Here is an 18,669-nt window from a genome sequence, read left to right as displayed (position 1 = left end):
CGCAATCATAGCACGGCGGGCCGCGAGGATACAGGATCAGGGAAAGGTGATTGCCAGCAGCCGTGAGGTGACTGCTGGGAAAAATCAGAAAATAACGTTCCGCTTCAAAGCGCAGTGACTTGAATGAATTATTAAGTTATTCAATATCAGCTAAAGTCATAACGGTTTAAAATATTTTCAACTGCAGGGTCATTTTCATATTTTATTTTCAGTTTTTCTTTCTGCTCTTTCGCTTTACCGCAATAATTATCAACAGATTTTTCAATTTCCACCTGCCGTTCTTTAGGGAGGTTACTATCCCATTCTCCCGACATATGGATGCAGTTATCAGCATTATCGGTAAATGCTTTGATATCCCTGGATGGCGCAGTCGTGATGTTAGACGCACACCCGCTGATTACCAGACACAACAAAACCATTCCATTCATTACCCGCATTGTTATCTTCCCTGTATTTTCCCCTATGAGTTTACTCAGTCTGCCAGTATTGGAGAAAACCATCCAGGGTATGTCTGTTCGATTGAGTGAGCAAAGATGGATATCAGGAAAAGTGCGAGGAAAAACCAGTAAGGGTGAGGACAACCCCTTAGGGTTGCCCTCCTAAAGACCATCCGGACTATCAGAAAGTGAAGTTCAACTGGGCAACGGCGCCCCAGGTATTGTCTTTCCCCACCATCCCGGCAAGGTCCAGATGCACTTTGTTAAACGGTGACAGGCCAAAACCGCCCGTGAAGACATCAGTGTCATTGGACTTCACATCAGCACGGTAACCGGCGCGCAGTTGCAGCCAGTCCAGTAAACGATACTCCGCACCCACGGCAGCATACTGGCTGTCCTGTTGCGTTTTAAAGCGCTTAGTCGGGGTCAGGTCCACATCCAGTGCCGTTGTCAGGCGCTCGGTATGGTATGCCACGCCGGAGGTGACCAGCGGACGGATTTGATAGGTATCCTTGTAGCCGCTGACCTCTTTGGTATCAATATCACGTGAGATCAGGTTCTGCGCGCTCAGGCCCAGCGTCCAGTTTTCACCGAGGTCGGTTGAGGCGCCCGCATCCAGGTTAAACCCGGTGTTGGTATTTTTATAATTGCCGTTGGTGAAGTCTGACTTGTCATAGCTGTATACCGAGGCGCTGTAGTTATACAGCGTGGTTTTTTGCAGCTTTGGCGTGATGCCCAGCGACACCGGCTGACCACCGAAATCGAACTCATGCGCGACGGCGATCCCCATATCGTAAACCACCGCTGCACGTCCCAGTCCGGCAGAAGTCAGGCTGTTCAGTCCCGCCGTCGTCGGAATGTTAGTGCCATCGGCAATACCTTGCAGATAATCGATGTCGCTTTGCGTGACATCGGTTACCACGGAAGCCGTACCGTAAGCTTTGGTGACAAACGCGAAAGGCAGAACCTCATTCGGAACCGTCACTGCAAATGCAGCACCCGCGTTTGCCCATGCCTTCTGCCCTTTGATCTCGCGCAGACGATCGGCTAGATCACCGGCAGCCGACTGGGCGCGGGGGATATCCGTGGGGAAGACGAAATTATTCGCCAGGTCTTTGTAACTGTCGACAGCATTGGTCAGGTCATCCACCTTATCGACCAGTTTTCCTTTGTCGCTGATCTGCGCACCGACGGCTGGCAGGATAATACTGACGCTGTCTTCCGGTTTTGATTTGGTCATCAGCGCCGGGTTCGCCAGCACCGCCGAACCGTAGCTGGAAGAGGCAACCCCCACCCCGCCCATCGCATCATTGCGGGCATCGAAATAGTTACCGGCGGCAAGCGCACTCAGCGGAGTAAACAACAGAGCGGGTAATACCACTGGTGCGGAAAAACCGATTAATTTATTGAATTTATTTGCCATTGACCCCAAACCCACCATAAAAAAATGAAAAAGCGAATGCGCAAAGACACGCATAACCGAATGCCTGAATAATGAACATAAAGGCACCATTTCATTGCTGTGAATTGAGAGAAGATGAGTGGGCTTATCAGGTCATTGCCATTTTATTAATCTGTTATCACGCTAACAGTTGAACGTTTTGCATCTGTTTATTTCAGTACCAAACGCACACAGCCCTTTGCAAAAGGTAGTCATGAACCTTAAGCCCTGCAAATCAGATTAACGATACTGCATTAAAAAAGAATGGCCCTGGTGCGTTCAAAACAATGATGAAATTTTTTTTACCTTCTGCACTTATCAGCAATACCAGTAAAGGGTTGAGTCTGTACACGTGACAGAGGGCCGCCTGAAGGTGAACTCGGCGTTTTGTTGCAGACGTGATAAAATAACATCCTGATATGGCCTGAGGGGGAACAATGAATATGACCAGTGCTGAAAAAATCCTGTCGCAGGCGGAAGTCATCTGTCAGCAACGCAGCGTGCGACTCACGCCGCAGCGTCTTGAAGTTCTGCGTTTGATGAGTGAGCAGAATGGGGCCATCAGCGCCTACGATCTGCTGGACTTACTGCGTGCCTCTGAACCTCAGGCAAAGCCTCCTACCATCTACCGTGCGCTGGACTTCCTGCTGGAGCAGGGCTTTATCCATCGCGTGGAGTCCACCAACAGCTATGTGGTTTGTCATCACTTTGAAGAACCATCACACACCTCAGCCATGCTGATTTGTGACCGCTGCGGTTCAGTGGCCGAGCAGCATGCTAATGGCGTGGAAGATATTTTGAAATCGCTGGCCCTGAAGTCCGGTTTTACCCTGGGACATAGCGTGATTGAGGCGCATGGTTTCTGTGAAAAATGCGGGGAGATTGAAGCCTGCACCCATCAGGATGCGTGCCAGCACGATCATAGTGTGCAGAGTAAAAAACGCGGGCGTTAGTCAAATTTTGTGAGGGAGGAGAAAGAGGTGAGTGGCACTGTCCTTGTGCCTGGGTAGGAGCATCGTCCTGAAAGGGTCCGCTGTTTTTACCAGCGGTGGTTGTTACGGGTTTCCCAATCACTCAGCTCTTTTTCGGCCTGATCTTTCTGATAGCCGTAGCGTTCCTGAATTTTACCCACCAACTGATCGCGTTTACCCTCAACGACCGTCAGGTCATCATCGGTCAGCTTACCCCATTGTTCTTTCACTTTACCTTTAAACTGTTTCCAGTTACCGCCGGCTTCGTCTTTATTCATAATGTGATTCCTCTACCTTGGGTTAAAACAGCTTTAATGCCTCAAAAACCAACTGTTAAACCAGACGATCATCTGGTTATTTGCCTGAGACAAAGATAATTGTAGTAGAGAAACCACGCACTGGCCGTTAACCCGCTGGCAAAAGCGGTAGAAATCACTAAAAACACCTAGAATTCAGTGAACTAGCGAAGCGGCGCGTTACGTAACCAAATGTGTCACTGCGCGAACCAGGTTCCCTTACGCCAGTGACGACGCCAGATGACCCACAGGGAGACACCGCGCAGCAGCAGGAACAACGTGACTGCCAGCCACAGACCATGATTACCCAGCCACGGCATGCTAAACAGCGCCAAACCAAAGCCCAGTGCTGCGACGGCCATACTGTTGCGCATCTCACTGGCGCGGGTGGCACCGATAAACATCCCATCCAGCAAATAACAGCCCACACCCGCTAATGGCATCAGCACCTGCCACCATAAATACCGATCGGCAAGCTGGCGAAGCGGTTCCAGAGACGTCAGCAGCGCGATAATTTGCTCACCAAACAGGGCATAAAATAGAGAAAACCCTGCTGCAACTAGTAACGACTGCCGACAGGCAGCATGCCAGACGCTGAGTAACTGCTTACTGTCGCGCGCGCCATAGGCTTCTCCAGAACAGGCCTCAACCGCATAGGCGAAGCCATCCAGTGCATAGGCGGTAAAGGTGAGGAACATCAGCAATACCGCGTTGACCGCCACCACATCATTCCCCAGACGGGCACCAAAGATAGTCAGCGACGCAAAGCAGATTTGCAGCAACAGAGAACGCAGCATGATGTCGCGGTTTAAGCGCAGCAGGCGCCCCACATCCCCGCGCCAGGCACTCAGCATCAACCCTACTGACAGACCACGCAGTTTCATCACCCGCCATACCAGCAGCAGACCAACAATAAAACTGACATATTCAGCTATTGCGGTAGCCGCTGCCGCGCCCTGCACACCCCACTTCAGGCCAATAACAAACCACAGATCCAGCAGGATATTGACCAGATTACCCACCACCAGCAGGATCACTGGGGCACGCGCATACTGCACCCCAAGGAGCCAGCCAAGCAGCACGAGATTGGCCAACGTTGCGGGAGCACTGAGCCAGCGCACCTGCATAAACAGTGCCGCCTGGTGCAGAACGTCTTCGCTGCCACCGGTCAGGCCCAGAGCAAAGTGAGTGATGGGTGTTTTTAGCAGGATAAACAGCAGGCCGGCCAGCAAAGCGAGCAGCAGCGGCTGCATCAATGCACGTGCCAGTGCGGATTTATCACTGGCTCCAAATGCCTGGGCAGTCAGCCCGGTGGTGCTCATGCGTAGAAACAGTAGCAGCATAAACAGGAAGCTGGTTACGGTTGTGCCGATCGCCACCCCACCAAGATACGTCGGGCTATCAAGATGGCCGATCACGGCGGTATCGACCAGACCAAGCAGTGGCACGGTAATATTAGAAAGGATCATCGGCAGCGCCAGCCGCCAGAGGCTTTTATCCGCAGAGGTGAGCAGTTTCATCAGAACCCATCAGAGCTAAAGCGATTACAGATGATAATACGCGCCACAGAAGCAGCGCGCAGGATTTAGCGGGGAGTAACGATTACAGCCAGTTGCCGTTGCGAATAACGCCGACAGCAAGACCTTCAATAGTCAGCGTTTGCTGACGCAGGTCGACAATGATAGGTTTGAAGTCCGGGTTTTCTGGTAAAAGTTGCACCGTATTACCCTGCCTTTTCAGGCGTTTCACTGTCACTTCGTCATCAATGCGCGCAACCACAACCTGCCCATTACGCACATCTTCCGTTTTATGTACCGCTAACAGATCGCCGTCCATAATACCGATGTCTTTCATCGACATCCCACTGACGCGCAACAGAAAATCAGCGCCAGGCTTGAACAGGTCAGGGTCAACTTTGTAGTGCCCTTCAATGTGCTGCTCTGCCAACAGTGGCTCACCGGCGGCAACCCGGCCAATCAGTGGAAGACCGTCTTCTTCTTCCATCATCAGGCGAATACCGCGGGAAGCACCAGAAACGATCTCAATCACGCCTTTACGGGCTAAGGCCTTCAGGTGTTCTTCAGCCGCATTCGGGGAACGGAAACCAAGTTGCGCAGCGATCTCTGCGCGCGTCGGCGGCATACCAGTTTGATTAATGTGGTCGCGAATCAGGTCATAAACCTGCTGCTGCCTCGCCGTTAGTGCTTTCATTCCGCCCCCTGGTTGTTTATACAGTCGACTGTGAGTATATACAGGTATTTAGACATTGAAAACCTAAAGTTGGGCGAAATGCAGTTTGTGGCGATTTTTGGAAAACTCATCGCAAATGTGGCACTAACAGCATGATCCAAACAAAAATTGCCAGCAAGATAGTCAACAGCACGGCCGCAGAACCCATATCTTTGGCCCGGCCTGCAAGGGGGTGTATTTCACTGCCGATACGGTCGACGACCGCTTCGATGGCACTGTTGAGTATTTCGACAATGATGACCAGCATGACCGAGCCAATCAGCAGCACACGGGTAATGGCATCTACGTCCAGCCAGCAGGCAATGATAATCGCAATGATCGCCGCGACGGCTTCCTGACGAAAAGCGGCTTCATGCTGCCACGCGCTGCGGATGCCTTTCCACGAATACCCGGCTGCTTTTATGATTCGCGTCAGTCCGGTGACATTATTTGCCATAATCAGGGAACCCTTTGAGAAGTTTAACGTCAATGAGTGGAACTACAGGTTTTTTAACACCACAGATTCTGTTGGCGCTTTCTGGTATGCTTGCGGCGCTTTGCTAACAAGAGGCTTCATGTTGTCTATGTCAGGTTGGCGTAAATTATATTATAACTTATTGAATCTTCCAGTAAAACTACTGGTAAAAAGTAAAGCAATTCCGGCTGAGCCGGTTGCCGAACTCGGGCTTGATACGTCGCGCCCTATTATGTATGTGCTGCCTTATGATTCAAAGGCCGATCTCCTTGCACTGCGTGAGCAGTGTCGCAAACAAGACCTGCCCGATCCTCTGGAACCTCTGGAGATCGACGGTACGGTATTGCCACGCCATGTGTTTATTCATGATGGCCCGCGCTTGTTCCCGTACTTTGTTCCGAATCTTGAGTCGGTCAAGCTGTTCCACGATTATCTCGATCTGCACCGCAATCATCCCGATCTGGATGTGCAAATGGTGCCGGTATCAGTGATGTTTGGTCGTGCGCCGGGCCGTGAGGTACAGGGTGACGAACAGCCGCATCTGCGCATGTTGAATGGTATCCAGAAATTCTTTGCCGTCATCTGGCTGGGACGTGACAGTTTTGTGCGCTTCTCACCGATGGTATCGCTGCGCCATATGGCCACCGAGCACGGTACAGATAAAATCATCGCGCAGAAGCTGGCCCGTGTGGCGCGTATGCACTTTGCCCGCCAGCGTTTAGCGGCCGTGGGGCCGCGTCTGCCTGTGCGCCAGGACTTGTTCAACAAGCTGTTGCAGTCTAAAGCGATCGCCAAAGCGGTTGAAGACGAAGCACGCAGCAAAAAAATCTCCCATGAAAAAGCCCAGCAGAATGCCGTTGAGCTGATGGAAGAGATCGCCGCTGACTTCTCTTACGAAGCGATTCGTCTGACCGACCGTATCATGGGTTGGACCTGGAGCAAGCTGTATCAGGGGATTAACGTTAACGGCGGTGAGCGCGTGCGCCAGCTGGCACAGGACGGACATGAAATTGTCTACGTGCCCTGCCATCGCAGCCATATGGACTACCTGCTGCTCTCCTATGTGCTGTATCACCAGGGTCTGGTGCCGCCGCATATTGCCGCCGGGATCAACCTGAACTTCTGGCCAGCGGGCCCGATTTTCCGTCGCCTGGGCGCTTTCTTTATTCGTCGTACCTTCAAGGGCAATAAGCTCTACTCCACGGTGTTCCGTGAATACCTTGGTGAGCTGTTCACCCGTGGCTATTCCGTCGAATACTTCGTGGAAGGCGGCCGTTCACGTACCGGCCGCCTGCTGGATCCGAAAACCGGCACCCTGTCGATGACGATTCAGGCGATGCTGCGTGGAGGTAACCGCCCTATTACGCTGGTACCGATTTACATCGGTTACGAACACGTGATGGAAGTGGGAACTTACGCCAAAGAGCTGCGCGGTGCGACCAAAGAGAAAGAAGGCTTTATGTCGATGGTGCGCGGGCTGCGTAAGCTGCGTAATCTCGGTCAGGGCTATGTGAACTTTGGTGAGCCGCTGCCGCTGGTCGCGTATCTGAATCAGCAGGTACCAGAGTGGCGTGAGGCTATCGATCCTATTGAAGCCCAGCGTCCAGCCTGGTTAACCCCGGCCGTGAACGACATCGCGCAGAAAGTCATGGTGCGGATTAACAATGCAGGGGCAGCCAATGCCATGAACCTGTGTGTGACTGCGCTGCTGGCATCACGCCAGCGTTCGATGACCCGCGAGCAGCTGACCGAACAGCTCGACTGTTATGTGCAACTGCTGCGCAATGTGCCGTACTCGCCTGATTCCACCGTGCCGGATATGACGCCAGAGGCACTGCTGGAACATGCGCTGAGCATGAACAAATTCGAGCTGGAGCAGGATAGCATCGGCGAGATCGTGGTACTGCCGCGTGAGCAGGCCGTGCTGATGACCTACTATCGCAACAACATTCATCACATGCTGGTGATGCCGTCGCTGATTGCCGCCATTCTGATGCAGCACCGTGAAATCACCCGCGCCGAGCTTCTGCGCCAGGTCACGGTGATCTACCCAATGCTGAAGAGTGAGCTTTTCCTGCGCTGGAGCACCGATGAACTGGGCCAGGTACTCGACTCACTGGTGGCTGAAATGGCCCGTCAGGGGCTGTTGATTGCTGAAGAGAGTAGTCTGCGTCTGAGTGCCGGTCGTTTCCGTACCCTGCAACTGCTGGCTGCCGGCGTGCGCGAAACCCTGCAACGTTACTCGATTACCTTCTCTATCCTCAGCGCGAAACCCGCAATTAACCGTGGCACGCTGGAAAAAGAGAGCCGTACCATGGCACAGCGTCTGTCCGTGCTGCATGGTATTAACGCGCCGGAGTTCTTCGACAAAGCGGTGTTTACATCGCTGGTGTTAACGCTGCGTGATGAAGGCTATATCAGCGATTCCGGTGATGCTCAGGTTGAGCAGACACAGCAGGTTTATCAACTGCTGGCAGAGCTGATAACTCAGGATGTGAGAATGACCATTGAGAGTGCCGTAGAGCACGATTGATGTCAGTGTGGTGGGCCGATCGAAACAGATGATCGGCCCCTACGCGTTTTATCCGATCCCCAGTACCACGCCAACGAACAGCACCAACCCTACCCAGTTATTATTCAGGAAGGCCTGGAAACAGCGATCGCGCTGACGTCCGGCAATCAGCTTCTGCTGATGGACAAAAAACACACCCGCCACCAGCACCGCCCAATAGAATACGCCGCTGAGATGCAGTTGCCAGCCCACCAGCGTCATCAGGCCAAGCGTTGCCAGCTGTAACAGCCCCACAATCAGCTTATCGAAACGTCCAAACAGAATGGCGGTGGATTTCACGCCGATTTTCAAATCATCATCACGATCAACCATCGCATAAAGCGTGTCGTACGCCACCGTCCAGCAAATATTCGCCAGGAACAGCAGCCAGCAGGTTAAGGGGACCGTTTCACTTACCGCCGCCCAGCCCATCGGAATAGCCCAGCCAAACGCCGCCCCGAGCACCACCTGCGGCAGATGCGTGTAACGTTTCATAAACGGATAGAGCCAGGCCAACCCCAACCCACCAAGCGACAGCCAGATGGTCATGTTATTCATGGTCAGCACCAGCCCAAAGGAAACCAGTACCAGCCCGGCGAACAGCAGTTTTGCCTCTAGCGTGGTCACCGCACCGCTGGGGAGCGGGCGCTCCCGGGTACGCTTCACAAAACCATCGATTTTGCGGTCAGCAAAATCATTGACCACACAACCTGCTGCACGCATAAAAAATACGCCCAGCACAAAGACCAGCAGCACATTGAGCGGCGGGATGCTCATGCCAGCCAGCCAGAGCGCCCAAAGCGTTGGCCACAGCAGCAGCAACGAACCAATCGGTTTATCAATACGCATCAGACGGCTATAGGCCGAAAGCTTACTCATTTGCAGACTTCTCTCCACGCTACTGTCCCCCTTCTGCCGCCACGCTGGCATAGAGCGGGGAAGCGGGTAAAAACAGTTCGGTCAATAATAGCGGCTTGCCCGATAAACGCAGGCGTGAACGCCGCCCCCACAGTTCAGCACTGTGGCCGACATCAATAAAATCACGCGTTAAGGTAGAGGTGGCAAACAGGTAACGACCCAGAGGGATGGTGCCCAGCTGTTGCAGCTTCTGCTCCGGGCCGTTCAGGGTCGACTCTGGGACCAGCGTGCGCGCCACCAGCCAGGGAACCCCGTCACCGCACAGTTCGATTTCCCGCAACCAGTAACGTGGTTCTGTTGGCAGCAGGGCGGTATCCTCTGCTGCGTCCTGGGCACTGACAAATCCTTCACGCAGCAGGTTAACCGTCACCTGTTGGCAGTGACGCTCAAAACGACGGGTCATGGAATCGACTTCCAGCAGCCAGTCCAGCAGGGGGGCGGTTAACAGGGGTGATGAATCTGGTAGCCAGTTGATCGCGCGCAATAGCGACAGCGCGTTCTCAGCCATAACACTTCTCCGCAAAATCTTCGATGCGTCAGTGTAACGCAGACCCTGGCGGCAAACCTATCAAAGCTCGGCAAAAAGCCACGATTTTGTGGCTGGTTTGGCGAGTTATTCCCGCTTCAGGCGGTTGCTGTTCGCCAGCCAAAGGGTGATAACCAGGATGAGAATGGCAATGGCGTAGGCCAGGGTATCGAACGGGTTTTTATGGTCGACGATAATCAGACGAATGATCGCCGTGATCCCGATGTAGACAAAGTAGCGCAGCGGGAAGTGATAGCCTGACTGAAAATACTTAATGATCAGTGCGATAAACTCAAAATAGAGGAAGTAGATCACGATACCTTCGATCAGCAGATAAGACGATGTCTGCTCTCCGGTATTCAGCAGCACGTTACCAAGATGGATGGTCTCTTTACCAAGAAAGATGATCAGAATACAGGCCAGCACGATCAGGCCTGTGTTTAATACCATTTGCAGGGCAAAGGCCAGCCGGGTGGCGGGCGTGTTACGTTCCTGGGACGTCATGGTGTGCCTCAAAGTCATTGTTATCCGTCGTGAATGCCGACGGATAACAATATGCTTGAGCGTGATGCAGATCACAACATTTCGATGATGGATAACGCATGCATTGTACTGGCTGCGGGCCGGGCGTGCCCGACCCTTACATTTCGTAGGGGCCAGGCATGCCTGGCCCGGCGGTTAACGGTAATTGCGGTCGCGATCGGTTGTCATATCGTACAGCTGGTATTTACGGCCCAGCATCTGGCCGCCATCACGCGTCAGCGGCGTCCAGTTGACCTGCGCACGACCACGGGTTGGTGAAACACTAAAGACATCCATCGGTACGGAGATGTAGAAGCCTTTGGTGAAATCGCCTTCGCCATACTCTTCTGCTGAGACGTTGGTTTTCGTGGCGTAAGCGCCCACGATAATCCCGCTGTCAAAGCGTTTCGAAACGTCAACGGTAACCCCTTTGTCTTCAGCCAGATATTGCCCGACGCTGGCTTTCACCAGAACATTACGCATGAACCACGGCTGCCAGTATCCGGTAATATTGCCCACCTTCGCCGAATAGTCGTTGAACTTCATCATATTGTCCCAGTCACGCTGTTTGACGTAGTTCGCATCCACGCCAATCGCCCAGCTGGAATCCAGTGGGCGGTACAATACTTCGCCCCCCGCTCCGCCGTACATGGTTTCCAGATACCCGCCATACACCTGACCATAGAAGCCGTTGCCGAGTTCACGCATGTAGTTGGCCTGCAGGTTATTCACGTAAACGTTATTTTCAACGTAGTCGCGAATATGGGTACGTACGCGGGGAAGCGTGGAGTCTGCCGGTGCGCCGTTGTAGTTGAACTTGTCATAATTATTGGCAAGGTTGCCGAACAGGCTGCCATCGACCAGCAAATGATCCGTCAGCCAGAAGCTGGCATTCGCCATCACGCCCAGCTGATACAGGTAGAAGCTTTCCGGGCCACCGACTGACTGATTGAGCACTGGCGACAAACTGTAGTTCAGGCGATCGCCATCGATAAAGAAGCCCTGTTCGGTGCGCCCCGGGTCAACCGGATTGACACGTTGCTGCTGTAGCGTCTCTTCACGCCCCAGCGGGTATCCCGCCAGCTGACGTTGCAGACTTGCCACATTAGTCTCCGTCGTCACCTGCGGCATATGGCTGCGCGTCTGCGTCACCTTCAGGGTATCAATCCCCTCTGGCAGGTGGTTCACCATGATGATGTTGGCGCGATCAACGCCGCGGGTGGTATCGCGATATTTCGCCTGCTCACCGCTCACGTATAGCGTGCTGCCTTCTACCTGAATACTTGGTGCATTCAGCCCGGCGTTGTATTTCAGATCGGTCAACTGATTGGCCGTCACCGTTGGATCGAGGAAGCGCTCCTGCGGCTGCGGGTTATATTCCGGTTTCGGCGTATCACGCTGGGTCTGATGCAGATCGTTGAAGTTAGTGCGCAGGGTGAAGCCTGCCATAAAGGTGTTGCCACGCTCGTAGCTGACGTTCACATCTGCCCAGTCTGTAATGCGATAGATCGCCCCGACGTTAAACTTGCTCTTCTGCTCGAGACGACCGGCGAAATCATCCTGATAGTCGTTACCTTCGTACTCCATTTTCAGGCGCAGCGGCTGCCACGGCGTCTGATATTCAATCCCGCCGAAGATAGCGGTCGGCCCTTTGAACATATCGCTACCACTGACGGAACCGGCGGTGCCGCTACCCTCGGTGCGGTAGCAATATTTTTCACTGGCGGAGCAGAACGGATTTTTCACCGTGCCGCTGTTACCGATATAGCCCCAGCCCATACCGAGGGTGAAATCAAATGGCCCCCAGGCTTTGGTGGCAACCAGATATTCACTGTCAAACAGGCCCGTACCGCCGAGATCACGTGTCCCCACGGAGACTTCCGGTAGCCAGAAGCCCTCTTCCCACAGGCGCAGTTTGAGGTCGAAGGCTTTGTCTTTGTAGGTTTGATCTCCCGAGAAGCTCGACACCGCACTGTACTCACGCGTTTTCACATCGGTGTAGCGGATGGTCGCTTCCAGCCACGGGAACAGCTGCACCGAGGAGGAGTAGAAGTGATACTGATCGTTATAACGATAGTTAAGGCTGAACTCGCCCTCTTTGGCCATACGCGCAGTCGGTACCTGCATCAGGCCGACGCCACCGAAGTCAGACTGTGACGGGCCAATCGGGTCCGGATAACCGGCAGCCTGAACCTGACAGGCACAGGCGACAGAGAGTGACAGCAGGCTGAGAAGATAACGTTTTTTCATCAGTCAGGGATCCGGTGCGTCAGAACAGAAACGATCTGCTGGTTAAGATCGGCATAGGCGCTCGGCAGCCTCCAGGAAGAGAAGCCCACAAACAGGATGCTGCCCGGCTGCGGCTCATAGTGACGACGGTTCCAGTACGCCACCGGCACTTCTGTCACCTCGCCTGCCGGAGAGATCACCTGCGCGTTGTTGCGTTCACCGCCTTCCCTTCGCGGGTGCGCATCAAGATACTCAACCACAGATCGTCCTGCTGCCCACGGTGTTTTTCCAGCATTTTCCACCACGCCAGCCAGCGTAATGGACGTGGGTTCTGCCAGGGTATAGAGGCTGTATTCCCCTTCCAGCGTGCGGTTAGCCTGCGGTCGTAAACGCACCCAGTCCGGGTCCAGATTCACGATCTGACGCCCTGTGACTTTAAGCCCGGCAATCTGCTGACGGACATTTTCCACCACAGCGGCCTGTTCACCGTCACCGTCACTTTTGAGTTCATCGCGCCATGCCTGCAAGCGTGTCAGCAGCTGCTGTTGCTGCTGTACCGCCACGGCCGTCGCCAGTTTTTCGCCGATCACCGTTCCCGGCCACCAGGTTTTCTGCGTCAGTGCCGGGTTGGTCACCAGTTGCACCAGATTGGCCGCTCCGCTGATCACTACCGGTTGTGTCTGTCCAGGGTAAAAGACATTGACCCGACCATCGGCCTGGGCGTGCAGCGACAGTGATGCCACTATCCCTGCGAGAATAAGGGTTATTTTTTTCATGATTTCGCAGGCTTCAGGATGGTGGATTCAACAGGGATATAGTCTGCCCCCAGCATTTGCAGTGACTGGCGCACCTGCCCGGTGGAGATATCCACCCAGAAGGTATTACGCCAGGATTCGCCACTTTCCGCTATCGACACCTCTTCCTGCCAGACGCGGCATGCCACCGACTGACCCGCCAGTTGCAGTACTTCATCCTTCTGGCGCGAGAAGTGGGAAACCGCCGTGCCCGCCTCCGGCTTGCCGCCCTCGGTCCAGCGCAGGGTGCGGGTCCAGCTCGCGCCATCGGTCAGATGCAGGGCATCTCGCAGCGGATCGTTATCCAGGTTACTGACACCGTTGAGGTTATCTGCCAGGCCGAGCGTTTTCACCAGACGACCATGCTGAGTGACCACCATGGCTTTATCGCGGGTGATCCACTTTTGCTGACCATTTTCGTTGAAGCCCAGCACCACAAAGATTTGCTGGCCGCCGTTGACGCGCAGATACATGCTGGCGTAAGGCATCGTGTCGATTTGTTCGTTAGTCATCTGGATGTCGTCGACGCCAAGAAAAGCCAGCTTGACGGTTTCACCCAATCCTTTTTGCGTTTGTGTACAGGCCTGAAGCAGCAGGCAGAGCAGCAGAAGTGGTAGGTTTCGCAACTGTGTGTGTCCCTGAGCAAAGTAGAACAAGGCTGAAAATAACCACACAAATGTGTGGTTATGATTAATTTTTGAACTTAGCGGGTTGTACTTGTGGTGGTGGTGGTCGTTGTTCCGGTATTAGAACCATTTCCACCGCTGCTTGCTGCCAGCACCACGCCAGCCAGTGCGCCAACAGCGCCAATACCAACAGCGGTGGTGACACCGGTTGACATCGCACCTGCTTCCGCACCAGCAGCCGCACCCGTTTCAACCTCTGGCGCACCAGTGGCTTCAACGGCGGCAAACGCGCCTGTTGCACTCGCTAAGTACACTATGGCTGCAGTAGCCCATATGACTTTTTTCATCACACTTTCCCTTCATTAAATGAATGGATGCCCGGGCCTGGATGGCACCTGGCGACTCCAGTATGGGGAATTAATTTCCAGAAAGCAGCGCATCGGGCGAGGTGTCGAAGCAAGAGACACAGCTATGATAAAAGACTGAAAATGTGGCGCATTAAGATATTTTTACCTGCCATACACATTTAAACAGCGGTTAATACCAACACTCACTTTATTATCGATATGAAAAGTTGAAAAAGGCATACAGCGAGGAGAATAATGACGTAGCGGTAGTAATTGACGAAATATCGACAGAAAAACGATAAAAATCAATTAAATAACAAATTAGTTCTTAACATTTATTAGGTTTTAACGAGCGTTTATTTAAGAATTATCTGTCTCAAATTGGTACGGTTTACGTGATTTTTAGGATTATGCCCACCCTCCTTACGGCCACTTTATTCATCTTTGGGGTGAAAAATAGCCGTGTAATCAGAGTGCCTACAGGCTGCCAACGCCTGTACGCGGCTGTTAAGAGAAAGGGCGCGCTGTCAACCAGGTCCAGTTATTTCCAGAAAATAAAAAACCCCCAGAAACTGGGGGCCGCATAGAGCATCGCAGGGGTCAGAAACGCCTGCCCTGGGCGAGGCGTGCCTCGCCCAGGCGGGTAGATTAACGCCAGGATTTATAGCGATTAATCAGACCATTCGTCGAGCTGTCATGACTGCTGACCGGTTCGCCACTCGCCAGTTCTGGCAGGATGCGGTTAGCCAGCTGTTTGCCCAGCTCCACGCCCCACTGATCGAAGGTGAAGATGTTAAGGATCACGCCCTGGGTGAAGATTTTGTGCTCATACAGTGCAATCAGCGCACCGAGGCTGTACGGGGTGATATCACGCAGCAGGATGGAGTTGGTTGGACGGTTGCCTTCAAACACTTTGTACGGCACCACGTGCTCAACGGCTTTCGCGTCCAGGCCGGCATCCGCGAACTCTTTTTCCACAACATCACGTGCTTTACCAAACGCCAGAGCTTCCGTCTGAGCAAAGAAGTTAGACAGCAGCTTACTGTGGTGATCGCCCAGTTTGTTATGCGATACCGCTGGCGCGATAAAGTCGCATGGCACCAGCTTGGTACCCTGGTGGATCAACTGGTAGAACGCGTGCTGACCATTGGTGCCTGGCTCGCCCCAGATAATCGGGCCAGTCTGGTAAGAGACCGGGTTACCGGCACGGTCCACATATTTGCCGTTAGACTCCATGTTGCCCTGCTGGAAGTAAGCAGCAAAGCGATGCATATACTGATCGTAAGGCAGGATCGCTTCGGTTTCTGCGCCGAAGAAGTTGTTGTACCAGATGCCGATAAGCGCCAGCAGAACCGGCAGGTTTTTCTCTTCCGGGGTATCCGCAAAATGGCGATCCATGGCGTGGGCACCGTCCAGCAGCTTCTCGAAGTTGTCGAAACCGATAGAGAGGATGATCGACAGACCAATCGCTGACCACAGAGAATAACGCCCCCCCACCCAATCCCAGAACTCGAACATGTTAGCGGTGTCGATACCGAACTCAGCCACCGCTTTACCGTTGGTCGACAGCGCGGCAAAGTGCTTCGCCACATCCTCCTGATGACCCGAGGTCAGGAACCAGTCACGCGCGCTGTGGGCGTTGGTCATGGTTTCCTGCGTGGTGAAGGTTTTTGACGCCACCAGGAACAGGGTGGTTTCCGGGCTCAGTGTTTTCAGCGTTTCAGCAATATGGGTGCCGTCAACGTTAGAAACGAAGTGCATATTCAGATGATTTTTATACGGACGCAACGCTTCGGTGACCATAAACGGCCCCAGGTCCGAACCGCCGATACCGATGTTTACCACGTCAGTGATCGGTTTCCCGGTAAAGCCTTTCCACTCACCGCCGATGATGCGCTCAGAGAAACCTTTCATCTTCTCCAGCACCGCGTTCACTTCCGGCATCACATCTTTACCGTCGACGACGATTGGCGTGTTGCTACGGTTACGCAGCGCCACGTGCAGTACGGCACGATCTTCAGTACGGTTGATTTTCTCGCCGGAGAACATGGATTTGATCGCGCCCTGCAGATCGGTCTCTTTAGCCAGCGCCTGCAGTTTTTCCAGGGTTTCGCTGGTGATGCGGTTTTTGGAGAAATCCACCAGCATCTGATCGTCGAACGTGGCAGAGAAGGCAGCAAACCGGTTGGCATCTTTGGCGAACAGGTCAGCAATTTGCACATCTTTCATTTGTTCAAAATGCTGAAGCAGCGCCTGCCAGGCAGCGGTTTGTGTCGGATTGATATTTTTCATAGCAACACACTCTTTTTATTTAAGAACTGTCATTCAGACCGGACGATATATTACCTGTTACGGGCGTTCGGCTCCCCTCTTCCTGCAACAGGTTACAGCTATCATCCCGCCACGATTTTGTCTCCGCCAGTGCGAATGATTCGCATGGAGGGTTTCAGTATGACTATTCATACCCTTTTACGAGAAAAAATTATAGCCCGGACCGTGCTTATAAGAATTGACGCTTATGGTCTAAACGATGATTTTTGATCCAAAAGTGATTAGCACGAGTGATACCTTCCCGGGTATAACGAAAATGAATAATCATTAGCCGACAAGCGTTGACAGCCGCGCCATAACCCGATATTTCTATGCGCAACTTACGCAATGTGTAAGCCAGAAGAGGCGCGTCGCCCAGGCAGTGTATTGGAGGAACCGAATCCTTTGATAATGCATGATGGGGAGCGACGCCGAGGTATCAACCACGCGGAGTGGGGCGTATCGACCGCAGGGGCTGAATCCTCTGGGTTGTCACCAGCAACGTCCGGTAGTCGGGCGGCGAGGTGGGGCGCTTCTGGGTGACTCGTAGCCTTCATTCTACGTCCTCCCCTGTTGTGCTCCTTCCCTTGTGCCAAGCTGATGGAATAAATCCTGACACGAAGGTAGTCATCGTAATGTCTCAAAATCTGATCGTGGCGAAATTTGGCGGCACCAGTGTGGCCGACTTTACCGCTATGAACCGCAGCGCTGATGTGGTGCTGTCCAATCCCGATGTGCGTCTGGTTGTCTTATCCGCCTCTGCGGGTGTGACCAATCTGCTGGTTGCGCTGGCTGAAGGCCAGCAGCCAAAACAGCGTGCTTCCCTGCTCGACGACATTCGCCGTATTCAGTACGCGATCATTGACGCACTGGATCAACCGACGGTCATCCGTGACGAAATCGACCGCATGCTGGACAACATCAGTATGCTGTCCGAAGCGGCAGCACTGTCGCCCTCTACCGCCCTGACCGATGAACTGGTCAGCCACGGTGAACTGATGTCCACCCTGCTGTTTGTTGAGATCCTGCGCCAGCGTCAGGTCGCCGCAGAGTGGTTCGATGTGCGTAAAGTGATGCGCACTAACGACCGCTTTGGCCGCGCAGAACCAAACGTCACGCTGCTGAACGAACTGGTTAACACCCAGCTGAAATCCCGCACTGACGAAGCGCTGGTGGTGACACAGGGCTTTATCGGGAGTGAAGCACAGGGCCGCACCACCACGCTAGGCCGTGGCGGCAGTGACTATACGGCTGCCCTGCTGGGTGAAGCGCTGCATGCCAGCCGCATTGATATCTGGACTGACGTGCCGGGTATCTACACCACCGATCCGCGCGTGGTGCATACTGCCCATCGTATCGATGAGATCACCTTCGAAGAAGCTGCTGAAATGGCGACATTTGGCGCGAAAGTGCTGCATCCGGCGACGCTGTTGCCTGCGGTCCGCAGTGATATTCCGGTGTTTGTCGGTTCCAGCAAAGATCCGTCAGCCGGTGGCACCATGGTGTGCAATAAAACCGAGAACCCGCCGCTGTTCCGCGCCCTTGCGTTGCGCCGTAAACAGACGCTGCTGACGCTGCACAGCCTGAATATGCTGCATGCACGCGGGTTCCTTGCCGAAGTCTTCAACATTCTGGCGCGTCACAATATCTCCGTTGACCTGATCACCACCTCTGAAGTGAGCGTGGCGCTGACGCTGGATACCACCGGTTCAACCTCGACCGGAGAAAGCCTGCTGACACAGGCGTTGCTGACGGAACTCTCCTCCCTGTGCCGGGTAGAAGTGGAAGAGAATCTCGCGCTGGTTGCGATTATCGGCAACAAACTTTCTCAGGCCTGTGGCGTGGGCAAAGAAGTGTTTGGCGTGCTGGAGCCGTTCAATCTGCGCATGATCTGTTACGGTGCCAGCAGCTACAATCTCTGCTTCCTTGTCCCTGGACAGGATGCAGAGAAAATTGTCCAAACGCTGCACCGCAACCTGTTTGAATGATGATGAAAC

Annotated in this window: 17 protein-coding genes and 1 riboswitch; of the genes, 3 read left to right on the top strand and 14 right to left on the bottom strand. The window is 53.6% G+C overall.

Annotated features, from left to right (window positions below; genetic code table 11):
• Window positions 1-146: 146 nt before the first annotated feature.
• Entirely contained in the window at window positions 147-437 is a 291-nt protein-coding gene (locus FVB43_RS15805; RefSeq protein WP_238337024.1) for a hypothetical protein, read from the bottom strand.
• Between the two features lie 181 nt (window positions 438-618).
• Window positions 619-1,860: a conjugal transfer protein TraF gene (locus FVB43_RS15800; RefSeq protein WP_167864287.1), complete on the bottom strand. Its 1,242-nt coding sequence runs from the start codon at window positions 1,858-1,860 to the stop codon at window positions 619-621.
• A 461-nt stretch (window positions 1,861-2,321) separates the two neighbouring features.
• On the opposite strand from FVB43_RS15800, the gene zur reads away from it, so the two are divergent.
• On the top strand, window positions 2,322-2,831 hold the full coding sequence (gene zur / locus FVB43_RS15795) for a zinc uptake transcriptional repressor Zur (RefSeq protein ID WP_133846982.1): 510 nt from the start codon (window positions 2,322-2,324) through the stop codon (window positions 2,829-2,831).
• Between the two features lie 86 nt (window positions 2,832-2,917).
• Here zur and FVB43_RS15790 read toward each other — a convergent pair whose 3' ends face one another.
• From FVB43_RS15790 to FVB43_RS15775, 4 genes are all read right to left on the bottom strand, one after another.
• Complete coding sequence (locus FVB43_RS15790; RefSeq protein WP_133846962.1) at window positions 2,918-3,127, bottom strand: CsbD family protein; 210 nt, start codon at window positions 3,125-3,127, stop codon at window positions 2,918-2,920.
• Between the two features lie 215 nt (window positions 3,128-3,342).
• Entirely contained in the window at window positions 3,343-4,665 is a 1,323-nt protein-coding gene (gene dinF, locus FVB43_RS15785) for an MATE family efflux transporter DinF (RefSeq protein WP_167864286.1), read from the bottom strand.
• Window positions 4,666-4,747: 82 nt separating this feature from the next.
• Window positions 4,748-5,356 (bottom strand): transcriptional repressor LexA, encoded by a 609-nt coding sequence (gene lexA / locus FVB43_RS15780; protein WP_062748337.1) that lies wholly within the window; start codon window positions 5,354-5,356, stop codon window positions 4,748-4,750.
• Window positions 5,357-5,462: 106 nt separating this feature from the next.
• On the bottom strand, window positions 5,463-5,831 hold the full coding sequence (locus FVB43_RS15775; protein ID WP_133846960.1) for a diacylglycerol kinase: 369 nt from the start codon (window positions 5,829-5,831) through the stop codon (window positions 5,463-5,465).
• A gap of 127 nt (window positions 5,832-5,958) precedes the next feature.
• Between FVB43_RS15775 and plsB the strand changes: the two genes are divergently transcribed.
• Window positions 5,959-8,382 (top strand): glycerol-3-phosphate 1-O-acyltransferase PlsB, encoded by a 2,424-nt coding sequence (gene plsB / locus FVB43_RS15770; protein WP_133846981.1) that lies wholly within the window; start codon window positions 5,959-5,961, stop codon window positions 8,380-8,382.
• Between the two features lie 48 nt (window positions 8,383-8,430).
• On the opposite strand, the gene ubiA is transcribed toward plsB, so the two are convergent.
• From ubiA to pgi, 8 genes are all read right to left on the bottom strand, one after another.
• On the bottom strand, window positions 8,431-9,279 hold the full coding sequence (gene ubiA, locus FVB43_RS15765) for a 4-hydroxybenzoate octaprenyltransferase (RefSeq protein ID WP_192933176.1): 849 nt from the start codon (window positions 9,277-9,279) through the stop codon (window positions 8,431-8,433).
• Window positions 9,280-9,298: 19 nt separating this feature from the next.
• Complete coding sequence (ubiC, locus tag FVB43_RS15760) at window positions 9,299-9,826, bottom strand: chorismate lyase (RefSeq protein ID WP_133846958.1); 528 nt, start codon at window positions 9,824-9,826, stop codon at window positions 9,299-9,301.
• A gap of 105 nt (window positions 9,827-9,931) precedes the next feature.
• On the bottom strand, window positions 9,932-10,348 hold the full coding sequence (psiE, locus tag FVB43_RS15755) for a phosphate-starvation-inducible protein PsiE (protein WP_062748345.1): 417 nt from the start codon (window positions 10,346-10,348) through the stop codon (window positions 9,932-9,934).
• A 174-nt stretch (window positions 10,349-10,522) separates the two neighbouring features.
• The gene (locus FVB43_RS15750; RefSeq protein WP_133846957.1) at window positions 10,523-12,616 is read right to left on the bottom strand and encodes a YjbH domain-containing protein; all 2,094 of its coding nucleotides are present in this window, start codon (window positions 12,614-12,616) and stop codon (window positions 10,523-10,525) included.
• The gene (locus FVB43_RS15745; protein WP_167864285.1) at window positions 12,616-13,371 is read right to left on the bottom strand and encodes a capsule biosynthesis GfcC D2 domain-containing protein; all 756 of its coding nucleotides are present in this window, start codon (window positions 13,369-13,371) and stop codon (window positions 12,616-12,618) included. Before FVB43_RS15745 ends, FVB43_RS15750 begins: the two co-directional genes overlap by 1 nt.
• Window positions 13,368-14,015, bottom strand: coding sequence for a YjbF family lipoprotein (locus tag FVB43_RS15740; protein ID WP_133846955.1), 648 nt, complete (start codon window positions 14,013-14,015; stop codon window positions 13,368-13,370). Before FVB43_RS15740 ends, FVB43_RS15745 begins: the two co-directional genes overlap by 4 nt.
• Before the next feature lie 77 nt (window positions 14,016-14,092).
• Window positions 14,093-14,362, bottom strand: coding sequence for an exopolysaccharide production protein YjbE (gene yjbE / locus FVB43_RS15735; protein ID WP_133846954.1), 270 nt, complete (start codon window positions 14,360-14,362; stop codon window positions 14,093-14,095).
• 648 nt (window positions 14,363-15,010) lie between these two features.
• On the bottom strand, window positions 15,011-16,654 hold the full coding sequence (gene pgi / locus FVB43_RS15730) for a glucose-6-phosphate isomerase (RefSeq protein ID WP_133846953.1): 1,644 nt from the start codon (window positions 16,652-16,654) through the stop codon (window positions 15,011-15,013).
• Between the two features lie 371 nt (window positions 16,655-17,025).
• Window positions 17,026-17,215: riboswitch (Lysine riboswitch) on the top strand.
• 92 nt (window positions 17,216-17,307) lie between these two features.
• Between pgi and lysC the strand changes: the two genes are divergently transcribed.
• Window positions 17,308-18,660, top strand: a complete 1,353-nt coding sequence (lysC, locus tag FVB43_RS15725; protein WP_159336734.1) for a lysine-sensitive aspartokinase 3 — start codon at window positions 17,308-17,310, stop codon at window positions 18,658-18,660.
• The last annotated feature ends 9 nt before the right edge of the window (window positions 18,661-18,669 follow it).

The sequence above is a fragment of the Erwinia rhapontici genome (assembly GCF_012271765.1).
Lineage (GTDB): Bacteria > Pseudomonadota > Gammaproteobacteria > Enterobacterales > Enterobacteriaceae > Erwinia > Erwinia rhapontici.
This window is presented reverse-complemented; position numbering and strand designations above follow the sequence as displayed.

Excerpts from the sequence above, each read along its gene's own strand:
- FVB43_RS15805 (WP_238337024.1), bottom strand. The coding sequence starts at position 437 with ATGCGGGTAATGAATGGAATGGTTTTGTTGTGTCTGGTAATCAGCGGG.
- FVB43_RS15800 (WP_167864287.1), bottom strand. The coding sequence starts at position 1,860 with ATGGCAAATAAATTCAATAAATTAATCGGTTTTTCCGCACCAGTGGTA.
- zur (WP_133846982.1), top strand. The coding sequence starts at position 2,322 with ATGACCAGTGCTGAAAAAATCCTGTCGCAGGCGGAAGTCATCTGTCAG.
- FVB43_RS15790 (WP_133846962.1), bottom strand. The coding sequence starts at position 3,127 with ATGAATAAAGACGAAGCCGGCGGTAACTGGAAACAGTTTAAAGGTAAA.
- dinF (WP_167864286.1), bottom strand. The coding sequence starts at position 4,665 with ATGAAACTGCTCACCTCTGCGGATAAAAGCCTCTGGCGGCTGGCGCTG.
- lexA (WP_062748337.1), bottom strand. The coding sequence starts at position 5,356 with ATGAAAGCACTAACGGCGAGGCAGCAGCAGGTTTATGACCTGATTCGC.
- FVB43_RS15775 (WP_133846960.1), bottom strand. The coding sequence starts at position 5,831 with ATGGCAAATAATGTCACCGGACTGACGCGAATCATAAAAGCAGCCGGG.
- plsB (WP_133846981.1), top strand. The coding sequence starts at position 5,959 with ATGTCAGGTTGGCGTAAATTATATTATAACTTATTGAATCTTCCAGTA.
- ubiA (WP_192933176.1), bottom strand. The coding sequence starts at position 9,279 with ATGAGTAAGCTTTCGGCCTATAGCCGTCTGATGCGTATTGATAAACCG.
- ubiC (WP_133846958.1), bottom strand. The coding sequence starts at position 9,826 with ATGGCTGAGAACGCGCTGTCGCTATTGCGCGCGATCAACTGGCTACCA.
- psiE (WP_062748345.1), bottom strand. The coding sequence starts at position 10,348 with ATGACGTCCCAGGAACGTAACACGCCCGCCACCCGGCTGGCCTTTGCC.
- FVB43_RS15750 (WP_133846957.1), bottom strand. The coding sequence starts at position 12,616 with ATGAAAAAACGTTATCTTCTCAGCCTGCTGTCACTCTCTGTCGCCTGT.
- FVB43_RS15745 (WP_167864285.1), bottom strand. The coding sequence starts at position 13,371 with ATGAAAAAAATAACCCTTATTCTCGCAGGGATAGTGGCATCACTGTCG.
- yjbE (WP_133846954.1), bottom strand. The coding sequence starts at position 14,362 with ATGAAAAAAGTCATATGGGCTACTGCAGCCATAGTGTACTTAGCGAGT.
- pgi (WP_133846953.1), bottom strand. The coding sequence starts at position 16,654 with ATGAAAAATATCAATCCGACACAAACCGCTGCCTGGCAGGCGCTGCTT.
- lysC (WP_159336734.1), top strand. The coding sequence starts at position 17,308 with ATGTCTCAAAATCTGATCGTGGCGAAATTTGGCGGCACCAGTGTGGCC.